The organism is Erwinia sp. V71 (assembly GCF_965644245.1).
In the GTDB taxonomy this organism is placed as follows: domain Bacteria; phylum Pseudomonadota; class Gammaproteobacteria; order Enterobacterales; family Enterobacteriaceae; genus Erwinia.
The window spans coordinates 17840-34204 of record NZ_CBFFRK010000039.1; the positions used below are offsets into that span (position 1 = coordinate 17840).

17 protein-coding genes are annotated in these 16365 nt (G+C 54.5%); 8 read left to right on the forward strand and 9 right to left on the reverse strand.

Features of this window, described 5'->3' with window-relative positions; translation table 11 throughout:
- Positions 1-15: 15 nt before the first annotated feature.
- The 7 genes from mrdA to lipA all read left to right on the forward strand — a co-directional run bounded on the left by mrdA (position 16) and on the right by lipA (position 7818).
- Positions 16-1920, forward strand: coding sequence for a peptidoglycan DD-transpeptidase MrdA (gene mrdA, locus ACSZO1_RS10680; protein ID WP_437612316.1), 1905 nt, complete (start codon positions 16-18; stop codon positions 1918-1920).
- Positions 1921-1928: 8 nt separating this feature from the next.
- On the forward strand, positions 1929-3041 hold the full coding sequence (gene mrdB / locus ACSZO1_RS10685) for a peptidoglycan glycosyltransferase MrdB (protein WP_437612346.1): 1113 nt from the start codon (positions 1929-1931) through the stop codon (positions 3039-3041).
- Positions 3042-3051: 10 nt separating this feature from the next.
- The gene (gene rlpA, locus ACSZO1_RS10690; protein WP_437612318.1) at positions 3052-4182 is read left to right on the forward strand and encodes an endolytic peptidoglycan transglycosylase RlpA; all 1131 of its coding nucleotides are present in this window, start codon (positions 3052-3054) and stop codon (positions 4180-4182) included.
- A gap of 151 nt (positions 4183-4333) precedes the next feature.
- On the forward strand, positions 4334-5545 hold the full coding sequence (gene dacA / locus ACSZO1_RS10695; protein ID WP_437612320.1) for a D-alanyl-D-alanine carboxypeptidase DacA: 1212 nt from the start codon (positions 4334-4336) through the stop codon (positions 5543-5545).
- Positions 5546-5678: 133 nt separating this feature from the next.
- Positions 5679-5942, forward strand: coding sequence for a DUF493 family protein YbeD (ybeD, locus tag ACSZO1_RS10700; RefSeq protein ID WP_437612322.1), 264 nt, complete (start codon positions 5679-5681; stop codon positions 5940-5942).
- 85 nt (positions 5943-6027) lie between these two features.
- Positions 6028-6708: a lipoyl(octanoyl) transferase LipB gene (gene lipB / locus ACSZO1_RS10705; protein ID WP_437612324.1), complete on the forward strand. Its 681-nt coding sequence runs from the start codon at positions 6028-6030 to the stop codon at positions 6706-6708.
- Between the two features lie 144 nt (positions 6709-6852).
- A complete protein-coding gene (lipA, locus tag ACSZO1_RS10710; protein WP_437612326.1) occupies positions 6853-7818 on the forward strand; it encodes a lipoyl synthase in 966 nt (321 codons plus the stop codon).
- A 66-nt stretch (positions 7819-7884) separates the two neighbouring features.
- Here the strand turns inward: lipA and tatE are convergent, their stop codons facing one another.
- From tatE to ACSZO1_RS10740, 6 genes are all read right to left on the reverse strand, one after another.
- Positions 7885-8085 carry a twin-arginine translocase subunit TatE gene (gene tatE / locus ACSZO1_RS10715; protein ID WP_437612328.1) on the reverse strand — a complete coding sequence of 67 codons (201 nt, stop codon included), beginning with the start codon at positions 8083-8085 and terminating at the stop codon, positions 7885-7887.
- A 112-nt stretch (positions 8086-8197) separates the two neighbouring features.
- A complete protein-coding gene (locus tag ACSZO1_RS10720; protein ID WP_437612330.1) occupies positions 8198-8968 on the reverse strand; it encodes an amino acid ABC transporter ATP-binding protein in 771 nt (256 codons plus the stop codon).
- A complete protein-coding gene (locus ACSZO1_RS10725) occupies positions 8965-9939 on the reverse strand; it encodes an amino acid ABC transporter permease (RefSeq protein WP_437612332.1) in 975 nt (324 codons plus the stop codon). The genes ACSZO1_RS10720 and ACSZO1_RS10725 overlap by 4 nt, the downstream gene beginning before the upstream one ends.
- Entirely contained in the window at positions 9936-10823 is an 888-nt protein-coding gene (locus tag ACSZO1_RS10730) for an ABC transporter substrate-binding protein (RefSeq protein WP_437612334.1), read from the reverse strand. Before ACSZO1_RS10730 ends, ACSZO1_RS10725 begins: the two co-directional genes overlap by 4 nt.
- Before the next feature lie 21 nt (positions 10824-10844).
- Positions 10845-11639 (reverse strand): deaminated glutathione amidase, encoded by a 795-nt coding sequence (locus ACSZO1_RS10735; RefSeq protein ID WP_437612336.1) that lies wholly within the window; start codon positions 11637-11639, stop codon positions 10845-10847.
- Complete coding sequence (locus tag ACSZO1_RS10740) at positions 11636-12601, reverse strand: nitrate ABC transporter substrate-binding protein (protein WP_437612338.1); 966 nt, start codon at positions 12599-12601, stop codon at positions 11636-11638. Before ACSZO1_RS10740 ends, ACSZO1_RS10735 begins: the two co-directional genes overlap by 4 nt.
- A 141-nt stretch (positions 12602-12742) precedes the next feature.
- On the opposite strand from ACSZO1_RS10740, the gene ACSZO1_RS10745 reads away from it, so the two are divergent.
- Complete coding sequence (locus ACSZO1_RS10745) at positions 12743-14101, forward strand: PLP-dependent aminotransferase family protein (protein ID WP_437612340.1); 1359 nt, start codon at positions 12743-12745, stop codon at positions 14099-14101.
- On the opposite strand, the gene ACSZO1_RS10750 is transcribed toward ACSZO1_RS10745, so the two are convergent.
- The 3 genes from ACSZO1_RS10750 to pagP form a co-directional block, all read right to left on the reverse strand.
- Positions 14085-14510 (reverse strand): N-acetyltransferase family protein, encoded by a 426-nt coding sequence (locus ACSZO1_RS10750; RefSeq protein ID WP_437612342.1) that lies wholly within the window; start codon positions 14508-14510, stop codon positions 14085-14087. The genes ACSZO1_RS10745 and ACSZO1_RS10750 overlap by 17 nt on opposite strands.
- 212 nt (positions 14511-14722) lie before the next feature.
- Positions 14723-14932 (reverse strand): transcription antiterminator/RNA stability regulator CspE, encoded by a 210-nt coding sequence (gene cspE / locus ACSZO1_RS10755; RefSeq protein ID WP_017799283.1) that lies wholly within the window; start codon positions 14930-14932, stop codon positions 14723-14725.
- A gap of 150 nt (positions 14933-15082) precedes the next feature.
- The gene (pagP, locus tag ACSZO1_RS10760) at positions 15083-15682 is read right to left on the reverse strand and encodes a lipid IV(A) palmitoyltransferase PagP (RefSeq protein WP_437612348.1); all 600 of its coding nucleotides are present in this window, start codon (positions 15680-15682) and stop codon (positions 15083-15085) included.
- Positions 15683-16365: the final 683 nt, after the last annotated feature.

A 16365-nucleotide genomic window follows, 5' to 3' on the forward strand; every position in this document is an offset into this window, starting at 1 on the left:
AAAAATAAGCAGCGGATGAAATTACAACGCAACTCTTTTCGTGACTATACCGCCGAACAATCGCTGTTTGTCCGGCGTGCGCTGGTCGCCCTTTTTGGTATTCTGGTGCTTTCCGGTGTTCTGGTGGTTAATTTGTACCACCTGCAGATTCTGCGTTTTGACGATTACAGCACCCGCTCCAACCAGAACCGTATCAAACTGGTGCCCATCGCTCCCAGTCGCGGCATTATTTACGATCGTAACGGCATCCCGCTGGCGCTCAACCGCACCATTTATCAGCTGGAACTGATTCCGGAAAAAGTCGACGACCTTAAGCAAACGCTGGAAGATCTGCGCACGGTCGTCGATCTCAGCGATGACGATATTGACGCCTTTGAGAAAGAGCGCAAACGCTCGCGCCGCTTTACTTCCATCGCGGTAAAATCGGGGCTGACGGATGTGCAGGTGGCGCGTTTTGCCGTCAACCAGTACCGTTTTCCTGGCGTGGAAGTGAAAGGCTACCAGCGCCGCTACTACCCCTATGGTTCCGCCCTGACGCATGTGATTGGCTATGTGTCGAAAATCAACGACCGTGATGTCGAACGCCTCGATAAAGAAGGCAAATGGCCGAACTACGCTGCGACTCATGATATCGGCAAGCTGGGTGTCGAACGCTATTACGAAGATGTGCTGCACGGAAAAACCGGCTACGAAGAAGTCGAAGTCAATAACCGTGGGCGCGTGATCCGTCAGATGCACGAGCAGTCTCCTCAGGCCGGACGCGACATTACCCTGACCATCGATCTGCATCTGCAACAATATATTGAAACCCTGCTGGCGGGCAGCCGTGCGGCAGTGGTGGTCACCGATCCGCGTAACGGCGATATTCTGGCGCTGGTTTCCACACCAAGCTATGACCCGAACCTGTTTGTCGACGGCATTTCCGGCAAAGACTACAACCGTCTGTTGCACGATGAAAACCGTCCGCTGATTAACCGCGCCACGCAGGGAACCTATCCTCCGGCGTCGACGGTGAAACCGTATGTGGCCGTCTCCGCCCTTAGCGCCGGGGTGATCAACAAAAACACCAGCTTGTTTGACCCCGGCTGGTGGCAGTTGCCAGGTTCCGAAAAACGCTACCGCGACTGGAAACGCTGGGGCCATGGCCGTCTGAATGTCACCAAATCGCTGGAAGAGTCCGCCGATACCTTCTTCTATCAAGTCGCCTACGATATGGGTATCGACCGCCTGTCCGAGTGGATGGGCAAGTTTGGCTACGGCCAGATGACCGGAGTTGACCTGTCGGAAGAGTATCCAGGCATTATGCCGAACCGCGAGTGGAAGCTGAAACGCATTAAAAAGCCGTGGTATCAGGGGGATACTATCCCGGTTGGTATCGGCCAGGGCTACTGGACGGCTACGCCGCTGCAGATGAATAAAGCGATGATGACGCTGATTAATGACGGCATCGTCAAAGTGCCGCATCTGCTGCTCAGCACGCGGGAAAACAATGTGCAGGTTCCGTATCGTCAGGTGGCGCAAGCGCCGATTGGCGATATTCACTCGGGCTACTGGGAAATCGCCAAAGACGGCATGTATGGCGTTGCCAACCGGCCGAACGGCACTGCGCACAAAAGTTTTGCCGATGCGCCGTATAAAATCGCTGCCAAATCCGGTACTGCGCAGGTGTATGGCCTGAAAGAGAATGAAACCTATAACGCGCACAAAATTGCCGAACGTCTGCGCGACCACAAACTGATGACGGCGTTTGCCCCGTATGACAAACCACGTGTGGCTGTGGCGATGATCCTCGAAAACGGCGGCGCGGGCCCGGCAGTGGGCACCATTATGCGCCAGATCCTCGACCACATTATGCTGGGCGATAACAATACCGACCTGCCTGATGCCCCGCCGGTGCCATCAGGTTATGAGGGTGAATAAGCATGTCGATGAACGATAGTCCGCAAAAGAGAACTATCTGGACCAAAATCCATCTTGATCCGATCTTTCTGGTGATTATCGCCGGCCTGCTGATTTACAGCGCGCTGGTGATGTGGAGCGCCAGCGGCCAGGACCCGGGGATGATGGAGCGTAAGATCGGCCAGATCGTAATGGGCATTGTGGTGATGGTCGTGATGGCGCAGGTGCCGCCACGGGTTTACGAGGGCTGGGCGCCCTATCTGTATATCGTCTGTGTCATCCTGCTGGTAGCCGTGGATGTGTTCGGCCAGATCAGTAAAGGCGCGCAGCGCTGGCTCGATCTCGGTATCGTCCGCTTCCAGCCGTCGGAAATCGCCAAAATCGCTGTGCCGCTGATGGTGGCGCGCTTTATTAACCGCGATGTGTGTCCGCCGTCGCTGAAAAATACCGGTATCGCGCTGGTACTGATCTTTATGCCTACCCTGCTGGTGGCGGCGCAGCCCGATCTCGGCACCTCCATTCTGGTGGCGCTGTCCGGCCTGTTTGTGCTGTTTTTATCCGGTATGAGCTGGAAACTTATCGGCGTCGCGGCCTTACTGGTTGCCGCTTTTATCCCGATACTCTGGTTCTTCCTGATGCATGATTACCAGCGTGACCGCGTCATGATGCTGCTAGACCCGGAAAGCGATCCGCTCGGCGCAGGCTATCATATTATTCAGTCGAAGATTGCCATCGGCTCCGGCGGCTTACGCGGCAAAGGCTGGCTGCACGGTACGCAGTCGCAGCTCGAATTTCTGCCGGAACGCCATACTGACTTTATCTTCGCGGTACTGGCGGAAGAGCTGGGACTGGTCGGCGTCTTAATCCTGCTGACACTGTATGTGCTGCTGATTGTACGCGGCCTGATGATCGCCGCACGGGCACAGACCACCTTTGGCCGCGTCATGGCTGGCGGACTGATGCTGATCCTGTTTGTCTATGTTTTCGTTAACATTGGCATGGTTAGTGGTATCTTACCGGTGGTTGGCGTACCTTTACCGCTGGTCAGTTATGGCGGTTCCGCCCTGATCGTACTTATGGCCGGATTTGGCATTGTGATGTCGATCCATACTCATCGAAAAATGTTGTCAAAAAGCGTTTAAGAGGCGTCACATGCGTAAGGATTGGCCTGGTATTATCGTTGCGTCACTGTTACTGGCGGCCTGTACCCCGACAGAACAGCGCGCACCTGCGCCGCAGCAGTCAGTGTACAACGGTCCGGTCGTGGAAATTGGCGGTGTGGAGCCGCGCTACGAACCGATCAATCCCGGCACCAGCCAGGATTACTCCGTGAACGGTAAGACTTACCGTATCGTGAAAGATCCGTCGAATTACAGCGAAACCGGTCTTGCCGCGTGGTATGGCGAGGAAGCCAGCGGCAATCGCACCGCGACGGGCGAAATCTTTGACCCGAACGCCCTGACGGCCGCACACCCCACCCTGCCACTGCCGAGCTATGTGCGCGTCACCAACGTCGCTAACGGCCGTCAGATTGTGGTACGCGTTAACGATCGCGGCCCTTATACGCCAGGACGTATTATCGACCTGTCGCGTGCCGCGGGCGATCGTCTGAATATTTCCAATAACACCAAAGTGCGCGTCGATTACATTCAGGTCGCGCCGGATGGCACCCTGTCCGGCCCGGGCACCGTAGGCACCACCGTCGCGAAACAGAGCTATGCGCTGCCTTCACGTCCGGACATCGGCGGCGGCATGACCGTGCTGGGCGGCGGTTCGACAGGTCTGGTGGCCAGCCAGCCACAGTCCATCGCGACACAACCTGTTGCCAGCCAGCCAGAGAATATCCGCGCGGTTGATAACCAGACGCTGACCAGCAGTGACCGCATGGGCGCTCCGGTGCAAAGCAACGGTTTCCTTGGTGCGCCAACACCACTGCGTTCCGGCGTGCTGGAAGGCAGTGAAACGCAGCCCGCAGCCGCGAGTACACCGGTTGTCGCTACCGCCAGTGCACCAGTGGCCTCTTCCGGTGTACGCAGCCTGACCACCACCTCCGGCTTTGTGGTGCAGGTCGGCGCACTGAGTGATAACGCCCGTGCACGTCAGTGGGCACAGTCGCTCAGCCAGCGTTTTGGCGTACCCGCCAACGTTGCCACCAGCGGTGGCGTGAATCGCGTCCGGATGGGCCCCTTCAGCAACCGTCAACAGGCTGCGGCACTGCAGCAGCGCCTGCTGAACGAAGCCCAGCAACAATCATTTATTACTGTCGCACCGAGCGGAATGTAATTACTGACGGCATCCCTTTCCCGCTGTTGACAGAGACGATACTGAAACCTCTGCTAACAAGTGGCGCGGAAAGTCGGATGCCGACGAAATACGCATTTGCTATGATGAGTCACTTTTTTCAACCTAATCCACGGATGTTGTTGTCCTGAATATGAACACTAAGACTCCTTCTCGTTTTTTCAAACGCCTGACAGTGGGTTCACTGCTCGCCCTCAGCTTCACCGGTTTTGCACATGCCGAAGATGTTAATCTGAAGACCATGATCCCTGGCGTGCCGGATATCGATGCAGAAGCCTACATCCTGATCGATTACAACTCCGGTAAAGTGCTGGCGGAAAAAAATGCGGATGCCCGTCGCGACCCGGCCAGCCTGACCAAAATGATGACCAGCTATGTCATCGGCCAGGCAGTAAAAGCCGGCAAAATTCATCAGGACGATATGGTCACTGTGGGTCAGGACGCCTGGGCGACCGGCAACCCGGTGTTCAAAGGCTCTTCACTGATGTTCCTGAAACCAGGCGACCGCGTACCGGTCTCCCAGCTGACGCGTGGCATTGTGCTGCAGTCGGGTAACGATGCCTGTGTGGCGATGGCCGATTATGTTGCGGGCAGCCAGGACGCGTTTGTCGGCCTGATGAACAACTACGTGAAAGCGCTGGGTCTGCAGAATACCCACTTCCAGACCGTACATGGCCTGGATGCCGACGGCCAGTACAGCTCAGCGCGCGATATGGCGCTGATCGGTCAGGCACTGATCCGTGATGTACCGGACGAATACGCCGTCTACAGAGAGAAAGAGTTCACCTTTAACAACATCCGCCAGACCAACCGTAACGGCCTGCTGTGGGACACCAGCCTGAATGTTGACGGTATCAAAACCGGTCACACCAATGCCGCCGGTTACAACCTGGTGGCATCGGCAACCGAAGGCCAGACGCGTTTAATCTCTGCAGTGATGGGCGGCCGTACCTTTAAAGGTCGCGAAACCGAGAGTAAAAAACTGCTAACCTGGGGCTTCCGTTTCTTCGAAACCGTGGCACCACTGAAAGCGGGTAAAGAGTTCGCGTCTGAGCCGGTATGGTTTGGCGATACTGACCGCGTCCAGCTGGGCGTGGAGAAAGATGCCGCGCTGACCATTCCACGTGGCCGCATGAAAGATCTGAAAGCCAGCTATGTGCTGACCAACACTGAACTGCATGCGCCGCTGCAGAAAAACCAGGTGGTGGGCAGCATCAACTTCCAGCTCGATGGCAAAACCATCGAACAGCGTCCGCTGGTCGTGCTGAACGAAGTCCAGGAAGGCAACTTCTTCGGTCGTATCATCGATTACATCAAACTGATGTTCCACCACTGGTTTGGCTAATCTTGCGCCCTTCCCCATTTAACGGGAGAGGGAGCAGATCGGGGTTGATATTCGGCCACCGAATCCCCATATAATAGTCATGTAAGAACTCCCGCTGCGGCGGGAGTCCTCGTTTTAACGCACCGGAGTTGTTATGAAAACCAAACTGAATGAACTGCTTGAATTCCCCTGCTCTTTTCCGTTTAAAGTGATGGGATTAGCACATGAGGACTTGGTTGATCGCGTCGTGGAAGTGGTTCAGCGCCATGCACCAGGTGATTACACCCCGGAGGTTAAACCGAGCAGTAAAGGGAACTACCACTCGGTTTCGATCACCATTACCGCAACCCATATTGAGCAGATCGAAACGCTGTACGAAGAATTAGGCAAAATCGAAACCGTTCGTATGGTGCTGTAAACGCACCCTGCGCTAAAGGGCGGGTGGTTCTCGCCCTTTAGCAACGTTATACTGCCCTTCACTCTTTGCCAGCCGGACAGCCATTTTGCATCAGGACATCATCATTATCCGCCAGCTGGGCCTGCGTCAGTGGGAACCCGTCTCGCAAGCCATGCATCACTTCACCGATCGCCGAAGCCAGGACACGCCGGATGAGCTGTGGCTGGTCGAACATACCCCGGTATTCACCCAGGGTCAGGCGGGTAAAGCAGAGCATGTGCTGGTGCCCGGTGATATCCCGGTGGTGCAGAGCGATCGTGGCGGTCAGGTGACCTACCATGGTCCCGGCCAGCAGGTAATGTATGTGTTAGTCGATTTGAAGCGGCGAAAAATTGGCGTGCGTCAGCTGGTCACCGCTATCGAGCAGACGGTGATCGATACACTGGCCTTTTTTGGCGTTGATGCCTGTGCGCGACCCGACGCGCCCGGTGTTTATGTTGACGGCAAGAAGATTTGTTCGCTGGGGCTGCGCATCCGTCAGGGATGCTCGTTCCACGGTCTGGCGCTGAATATTGCGATGGATCTGGCACCGTTCCTGCGCATCAACCCGTGCGGCTACGCCGGACTGGAAATGACTCAGCTGAGTGCTTTCCAGCCTGCTATCACGCTGGCGCAGGTGCAGCCGATATTAATTGATAAGTTTGTGACTCTGCTGGGCATTGGCGCGACAGAGTATCGCGAGGCGCAGGAACTGCGTGAACTGTCCAGCGACTTCACAATTATGTAACCTTTTCGCATCCGGCGGGCTGCTTGTGGCGCGCTGAAATGATATAATTTTTGCAGTTTTATCAAATAAAGTTGAAGAAACATAGTAACTCTTTGAGTTGTATGATTATTCCAAAACGCAATCCAAACTGGAAACAGCAAGCTTATGAGTAAACCTATTCAGATGGAACGCGGCGTTAAGTATCGCGACGCAGACAAAATGGCGCTGATCCCGATTAAAACCGTGACGACTGAGCGTCCGGAAATGCTGAGAAAGCCGGAGTGGATGAAAATCAAACTCCCTGCCGACTCCAGCCGTATCCAGGGAATCAAAGCGGCGATGCGTAAAAACGGCCTGCACTCTGTCTGTGAGGAAGCTTCCTGCCCTAACCTTGCGGAATGTTTTAACCACGGTACTGCCACCTTTATGATCCTCGGCGCTATCTGTACGCGCCGCTGCCCGTTCTGTGATGTGGCCCACGGTCGCCCACTGACTCCGGATGCCAACGAGCCGGTCAAACTGGCGCAAACTATCGCGGATATGGCGCTGCGTTACGTGGTGATCACCTCAGTAGACCGCGATGACCTGCGTGATGGCGGTGCCCAGCACTTCGCCGACTGCATCACCGCGATCCGTGAAAAGAGCCCAACCATCAAGATTGAAACGCTGGTGCCCGACTTCCGTGGTCGTATGGATCGCGCGCTGGAAATCCTCAATGCCACGCCACCGGATGTGTTTAACCACAACCTCGAAAACGTGCCGCGCGTCTATCGCCAGGTGCGTCCGGGCGCGAACTACGAATGGTCACTGAAACTGCTGGAGCGTTTTAAAGAAGCGCATCCGGAAGTGCCAACCAAATCGGGTCTGATGGTCGGTCTGGGTGAAACCAATGAAGAGATCATTGAAGTGATGCGTGACCTGCGTCGTCACGGTGTCACCATGCTGACGCTGGGCCAGTACCTGCAGCCAAGCCGTCACCACCTGCCAGTAAAGCGCTATGTCAGCCCGGCAGAATTTGATGAGATGAAACAGGAAGCCATGGCGATGGGCTTTACTCACGCCGCCTGCGGACCGTTTGTCCGTTCTTCTTATCACGCCGATATGCAGGCAAAAGGTCTGGAAGTTAAATAAGCCGGCCACATACAGCAATAAAAAAGGAGCCTGATGGCTCCTTTTTTTATCGTCTGTTGCCAGACGTTACTCTTTATGCGTTACACGCTCTTGCGGCTGCTCTTCTGCCGTGGTTTTCTTCGCAGCATCGTCGTCATTCATGGCTTTTTTGAAGCCTTTGATCGCCGCACCCAGATCACCGCCCAGCGAACGCAATTTATTAGTGCCGAAGAGCAGTACGATTAACGCACCAATAATCAGCAACTTGCCAATACTAATACCTTCCATAACACCTTCTTAATCAGCAATAACCATCACCTGTCTGTGTATTAATGCGCAGTTATCACGCTAATACAACTGAAATCTGTAACAGAGTGAGATCGGCAAAACTGCGTCAGCATCAGATAAAGCGGCTGAGAAATGCCTGGGTACGCGGATGCTGCGGATTTCCCAGCACCTGCTCCGCACTGCCCTGCTCGACAATCACGCCCCCATCCATAAACACCACCCGATCCGCCGCTTCACGCGCAAAGCCAATCTCATGAGTCACCACCACCATCGTCAGCCCCTGGCTGGCCAGGGCACGCATGGTCGCCAGCACCTCACCCACCAGCTCCGGGTCCAGCGCTGAAGTGGGTTCATCAAACAACATCAGTTTTGGCCGAATCGCCAGTGCACGGGCGATCGCCACCCGCTGCTGCTGACCACCAGAGAGATGACGCGGCCAGGCATCAGCTTTATCACTCAGCCCGACCGTCGCCAGCAGCTCTCTGGCGTAACGTACCGCTTCAGCGCGTGGATGCTTATGCACGCCAATCGGTGCTTCAATAATGTTCTGCAGCACCGTCATATGCGGATAGAGGTTAAACTGCTGAAACACCATACCGATTTGCTGGCGCTGACGGGCAATTTTGCGCGCATTAAGGCGATGCAATACGCCTTTTTTCAGCTCATAGCCCATCTGCTCGTCACCGACCATAATCGAACCGGCATTCATATCTTCCAGATGATTAATGCAGCGCAGAAAGGTCGATTTTCCTGAACCCGACGGACCGAGAATCACCACCACTTCACCGGGAAACACATCCAGGTCAATGCCTTTCAGCACTTCGTTATCGCCGTAGCTCTTTTGCACATTAAAGGCACGTACCAGCGGCTGAACATCACTCATACATCCTCCTTGCGCACCAGCGGACGGTTAATTAGCGGGGCAACACGACGTTCTGCCGCAGGTGATTTGGTGCGGGAGACGGAAGGCGAACGCCGGGTGCCGCGGGCAAAGTAGCGCTCAATCGCCGACTGGCCGAGATTCAGCAGGGAGGTGATCAACAGATACCAGATCACCGCGACCATCAGCATCGGAATAATTTCAAAAGTGCGGTTATAGACCGCCTGTACCGAGTAAAGCAGGTCGCCCATCGCAATTACGCTAACCAGCGAGGTCGCCTTGATCATACTGATCAGCTGATTACCGGTCGGCGGAATAATGGCGCGCATCGCCTGCGGAATAATAATCCGGCGCAGCGCCCTGCTGCGGCTCATGCCAAACGCCTGAGTGGTTTCCACCTGACCATTGTCCACCGACAGCAACCCCGCACGGATAATCTCTGCCATGTAGGCGGCTTCATTCAGCGCCAGGCCCGCAATCGCAGCGGTCAGCGGCGTGATCAGGTCATTGGTGTTCCAGCTGGCAAAGGTCGGCCCCACCAGCGGCACCGCGAGAGAGATAGTGGGGAACAGCGTCGACAGGTTGTACCAGAAAATCAGCTGCACCAGCAGCGGCGTGCCGCGGAAAAACCAGATATACAGACCGGAAATCCCGCTCAGTAAGCGGTTATCCGACAGCCGCGCCACTGCCAGCAACAAGCCAAGGAACACACCGAGGATCATCGCCACCACGGTTAATCCCAGCGTCACCTGCAGCCCCTGCAGTACCGTCCCTTCGGTAAACCACTGCAGCACCACATGCCATTCAAAATTGGGATTCGTGGCAACCAGCCAGAGAAAATTGCCGGCAATCAGCAACACCACAATCCATGAAACCCAGCGTCCATAGGTCGGCGCACTGCGGGCATAGGCCACATCGCGCTGTTGTACGTCAGCCCAGTCCCTGGCTCGTGAATCGGTGGTTTTTGCTGTCATTTCACCGCTCCTTTCGCCAGGTTGCGCCCAGGCTCAGCGATCATATTGCCTTCCAGCTTCCACTTTTTCATGATGGCGGCATAGGTGCCATTTTTGAACAACTCTTTATAGGCATCGAGCAGCACATTGCCCAGTTCAGAGTCTTTCGGCACCACAGAACCCTGGAAAATATCACCAAAACCATTCTTCTTGCCGATCCCCGTCAGTTCCAGGTCACCATCAGCCTGCTCGACAAAGTAAATCAGCGGTGCCTGAGAAGAGAAGAACGCATCGGAACGTTTCGAACGCACCGCCAGAATAGAAGAAGGTTGATCGGTAAAAGACTGGATGGTCACTGCCGGTTTACCGGCATCGGTACAGGCAGCCGACTGACGGCGAATGACCTGCTCCGCCGATCCTGCCGCCATCACCGCGATACGCTTGCCGCAGGTATCTTCCAGGCCGTTAATCCCGGCCGGGTTGCCTTTCTGCACCGCGAAAACGACAAACTCCTGCACAAAATCGATAAAGTCATTCTTTTCCTGACGATCGGGGTAATCCCCTATCGGGCCAATCGCAAGCTGGTAACGGCCCGATTTGATCCCCGCCAGCACACCGGCCAAGCCACTCACGGTAGCATGCTCAATCTTCACGCCCAGCAGCTGGCTCAGCGCATGGGTCAGATCGGCAGTCGCGCCATCCATGGTGTTTGGCCCGCTGACGATCTCATATGGAGGAAAGGAGCCGTTATTCACTGCCGTCATTTTACCGGCTTTTTTCACCTCTTCCGGTAAGCGATCATGCAGTGCCTGATTAAGGGTTTGCACTGGCAATGCATCTGCCACCAGCGCCAGTGAGGCATTCAGTCCCAGAGCCAGTGTGATTGCTAAGGCGATTTTTTTCATTGCTGTGATTCCCCGGAGTGGTCAGGATGATTTTAATTCCGGCCGTGCAAAACGGCGGTTTTCAAGAACCGGCAACACGCTGCGCGCATGGGCGATACGCGCAGGATCGAGATCGGCAAACACCAGCGCCGGACCTTCCGCCGCTTTGGCTATCGCCACACCGAGCGGGTCGACCACCAGGCTGTTGCCAATATTGCGCGGACCGCATTCCCCCACCGCCACCAGATAACAGGTATTTTCCAGTGCACGCGCAGTGACCAGCACTTCCCAGTGCATCTCTTTTAACGGACCTTTTACCCAGGCGGCGGGCAGCACCAGCGCATCGGCACCATCCAGCACCAGACGGCGTGCCAGCTCCGGGAAACGCACGTCGTAGCAGGTCATCAGGCCGATTTTCATTCCGGCCACCTCAACCAGCGGTGGCACCAGATTACCGGCGTTGACGTTGCGCGATTCCTGCATGGCAAAGGCATCGTAAAGGTGCAATTTGTCGTAATGCGCAATGATTTCACCGTCACGAATGGCAATCAGCACATTCAGTGCGCGGCCATCTGCCGCCGGGACATGCACACTCAGCATGGTAGTCATCTGATTTTCACGGCTGGCGGCCAGCAGCAGGCTGATAAACGGACCATCCAGCGGCTGGGCGGCTTTCAGCACCAAATCAGGGTCGGCAATATCTCGTGCCAGTACGCCTTCCGGTAACACCAGCAGGTCGGCCCCTGCCGCTGCTGCCTGTGTCATCAGCGTGATACAGGTTTCAGCATTTTCCTGCCACTCGCGGCTTACCGCGAATTGCCCCATCGCGACTTTCATGATTTTTCTCCCTGTGCAGCAGCCGGGAACAGTGCCTCCGGCGTCAGACGTTCTTTGGTCAGCCCCTGCTGATACAGCTCCTCAGCAAAATCAGCAATCATCTTCTTGTTAACCGCAAAACCGTTTTCATTCCAGTTTGCCGGTAAATCCTGCGTGGTACGTCGCAAATCATCCAGTAACCACGGCGTGGTATCCGCATACTTTTCGCGTTTCTGCAGCCACACCTGGGCCGATAAATCAATCAGATCGCTGAGTGCCTGCGGCAATTCAGGATGCGCTTCTGCCAGCGCAGGTTTCATTGCCAGCAGATGAATCCCTGGCACATAACCGACACGGTTAAAGTAGTCCAGCTCGGCCTGACGGAAATCGGTTTGCAGCTGACGCAGCCCGGAACCCGGCAGGAAAAAGCCCTGCGGCATAAAGGGAGTGAATACCGCATCCAGTTCACCAGCCTGCAGCAATTCAATCAGCGGGCGTTCGCCAGGTGCGGCTTCAATGCGTCCCGGGCGGCCAAAACCATTCAGGCGATCGACAATCGGATGATCGTCGGTCAGGCGGCCGACAAACCAGCGGGCATCATCCGTCTCAACCCCGGCCTCACGCAGCAGTGTGCGCGTCCAAGTGTTACCGGAATCCTGCCAGCCCGTCAGACCAATATTCTTGCCTTTCAGCTGCTCAAGGGATGTTAGCGGGCTGTCGGTAGTGGTAATAATGCAGCGCTGACGGAAACCGCGCATCAGGAAGTGTGGCAGCGCCAGCAGCGACGTGTCGCCCCTGGCGCGTCCCTGCGCATAACGGCTGAAAGAGACTTCACCCGCATCGTATAGCTCGCTGGTCGCCAGATCGCCAACCAGTGTGCCAACCCGATGAACTTCAACGTTAAAGCCTTGTGGCTTCACATCCCCCAGTGCCAGCGGCGTAAAATAGTCCCAGTCCCGAACGGCCAGTCTGATGGTTACCATGTTCCCTCTCATATTTACCGTCTGCGCGATTGCCAGACCTTAAGATGATTACTTTTTAATCGATTGCTGCTTGAATTTGATACTAGATCGATAATATTATCTGTACAATATTTTCTTTGTTACTGAACAAACGGATTTCTTATGACCGTAATGGTGGACATTGACTGGCTTGCCGCACGTATTCCTGATGCCTCGGTGAAAGGCATTGCGCTAAGTATTTCCACCTTAATTCGTCAGGGGGAGATTCATGTCGGCAGTCAGTTGCCGGCGGTACGTGACCTGGCGGAGAGGCTGGCAGTCAGCCCGGCGACGGTTTCTGCTGCCTGGGGGCAGCTGAAACGACAGAAAGTGCTGGCCGGGAAAGGACGCAGCGGCGTATGGGTGTGTGGTGATACCGTCACACTGGCGCCGGTACGGTTCGAAAAAATTGCCAATTATGGCGACCGGGTGAAAGCCGCGCTGGCAATGTCATCACCGGACCCGCAGTTGCTGCCCGATCTGAAGCAGGCCATGCTGCACGCCATTCAGGCGCCCCATCTCAACAGCTATGAACGCGAACTCATTACACCCACCCTGCTGGCCGCCATCAAACCACACTGGCCGCTGCCCGCAGAGGCTTTCCTGGCAACCGATGGCGGTTTCGATGCGATGAATTTAATCGTGCAGACCCTGGTCTCGCCCGGAGAAAAGGTGATACTGGAAGATCCCACGGCCACACGCCTGCTGGATATGCTGGATAATGTCGGCGCAGAAGTGCTGCCGCTACCCTGTGATGAGGATGGCCCGCGCCCGGACGCACTGGCAAAACTGCTGGCGCGCGCACCGACGCTGTTTATCTACCAGCCGCGCACGCACTCAGCCACCGGTCATACTGTCAACGAAGCACGCAGTCAGGCGCTGGCAGAAGTCCTGCGTCACTCCGCTACACTGATCGTCGAGGATGATGGTATTGGCGAGTTGTCGGCCTGGCCGGTGCACAGCCTGGGCCAGCATTTTCCCGACCGCACGCTGTATGTTCGCTCATTTTCCAAAGCTTACGGGCCCGATTTGCGGCTGGCGGTGCTCTCCGCGCCGCTCTCTCTGGTGAAGCGTCTGCAGTCATATCGTAATTTTGGCGCCAGCTGGACCAGCCGGATTTTGCAGGAGGCGGTGGTCTGGATGCTGCAGGATCAGCAGACTCAACGGAGTATTACCGTGGCGCGCACGACCTATGCCGCACGGCGGCAGGTGCTGGTGACAGCACTGGCGCGCAGGGGATTGAAGGTGCCGGCACGCGACGGGCTGAGTATTTGTATCCCGGTCGAGTCTGAGCAGTTTGCCATGATCACGCTGGCCGCCCATGGCATCGCAGTGCTGCCCGGCGAACGCTGCCGCAGCGGTGGCGGGCAGTTTATTCGTGTCAGTACCTCGATGCTGCCGGAAGATCAGGTCGACAGCATTGCCGATGCGCTGGTGATGGCCTGCGGTATCGAACCGGGGCTGCTTAGTTCAGATGTTTAATATGGTAACGCGGTGATTCCTGGTAACCTTCGCGGGCGTAGAAGGCATTCGCTTTGGTGCGATGTTCATGACAATGCACTTCCATCCGATCACAGCCACGCTGCTGCGCCATACGCTCGGCGTATTGTAATAGCTGTTGCCCCGCCCCTTTGCTGCGCTCCCCTTCGGCGATGCAGAAGTAACTGATGCGGGCAAAATCCCCCGCCAGTGCCAGCTGGGGAATAAAGTGCAGGGACAGGAAACCCAGTACCGACTGACCATGCTCGGCCACCAGCAGCATCTCATCGGGATCGGCAGTCAGCTGCGCCAGTCGTTTATCAATAAAACTTTCCGTACCGCCATAGCCTAACTCAGCCAGTAACGCGCTGAGGGCAAAACTGTCTTTCCGCTGCGCGGGGCGAATATTCATGGTCTTCCCTCGTTGTACAGTGATGGTTGAGCACCCGATAAACGGCTTCGGGCGGGAATATCTGCTGATTAAGTTATAGCGTGACGGGGGAGTAAAACGGAACCGACCGAGTGTTACAAATGGTTTAGTGTGATGCATGTCCGCAGACGCAAACGCAGGACGAAAAAAAACCCGCCAGTGGCGGGTTTTTTGAATTCTGTCTGATAACTAACTTAAATAGCAGCAACGTTAGCAGCAGATGGGCCTTTTGCGCCGTCAGTGATTTCAAACTCAACGCGCTGACCTTCAGCCAGGGTTTTGAAACCGTTGCTCTGGATAGCGGAGAAGTGTACGAATACATCCTTGCTACCATCTTCAGGAGTAATGAAACCGAATCCTTTGGACTCATTAAACCACTTAACGCTACCTTTAATCTTAGACATCAATATTACCTTTACATGAAAAATGGACACTAAACTGTGTCGGAACCTAGTACAGCAATTGCCAAGCCTTTTGTCCAGTGCGGCATGATGAAAAAGTGATAAATATCGTTTTTTTTTCACATCGAAGCAGCTTAATGGTCAAATTAGCGACTAAAACGTCAGACGGCCCCAGGCAAAAAAGACATTACCGTTATTGTACGTACCCGGGATATAGGTCATCTGGAACGTTGCCGGACCGTAACCTACTGATGCTAAAGGAAGTAATACCGGGATCGGGATATAGTGCCAGTTATCCCGCGCCGTCGCTCCGACCGTATAACCGGCGCCAATGCGGAAGTTATCATCCGCCAGCGGACGCCAGGTTTTTTCCCAGCCATAACCACCAATCGGCTCCCACTTGTTATACGAATCTTTGAACGCCATCAGGTAGATACCATTCCAGTTGCCGTTCTCATCATAGCGTGACACACCGCCACCTGCGCCCCACGGCCGCTCGTTGTAGCGATCGGTTTTCTCTTTGTCGTAAGTCCAGCGGTTATGCCAGGTAATCCCTGGAACATAGAGATCGTAGTGATCCGGCGAGTTCCAGGTCTGCTGCACATTAGAGGTGAAGGTCTGCCACCAACCTGTGGCTTTTCCCGTCTCAGACGCGTTTTCTGCTGCAAAAGCGCCAAAACTTACCAAAAAACACCCGGCGAGTAATGTCGCTGAGGTATATCCATGACGAACGTTCACTTTATTAACTACCATCTTATAAAAATCAGAATAATGATAACCACCAAAGACTAAGGAAGGTGCGATTAATTCGATGGGAACCATTTTTTCGTCCTGTCATCGTATGGTAAATGAACAAAGAACCGCCCAAAACACTGAAAACGATAGATGAACGGCAATCATTGTAGTCATGAACAGAACTTTGAATGATTAAATCGCACCTTCCCTAAACACTCATTAAATAACAATCTATTAGTATTATTAGTCTGAAATGGAATAATTTTCATTTATTTTCAGTCAGTGTTTTTTCTTTACATTAAATGCACAATATGCAGAGTGCTGACTGCTGACTGCTGACTGCTGACTGCTGACTGCTGACTGCTGACTGCTGACTGCTGACTGCTATTATTATCGCTGAATACTGCGCCGATAATCAGAAATATCGCAAAAAAACCGGAATATTTTCCAGTATGACACATAAAAAAAATGCATTGAAGCCGTAAACTGAGTTCCGTGAGATACAAATGAAAATAGCATTCAATCTCAATCAGTTACCAGAAGAAAAATAACATAAGAAACGCTAAAGTTTATTTAGCAACGGAACATTTTTTTGCTAAGATCATTCTCAGCTAAAAGATAAGGATTAAGGAAGGTGCGATTAATTCGATGGGAACCATTTTTTCGTCCTGTCATCGTATGGTAAATGAACAAAGAACCGC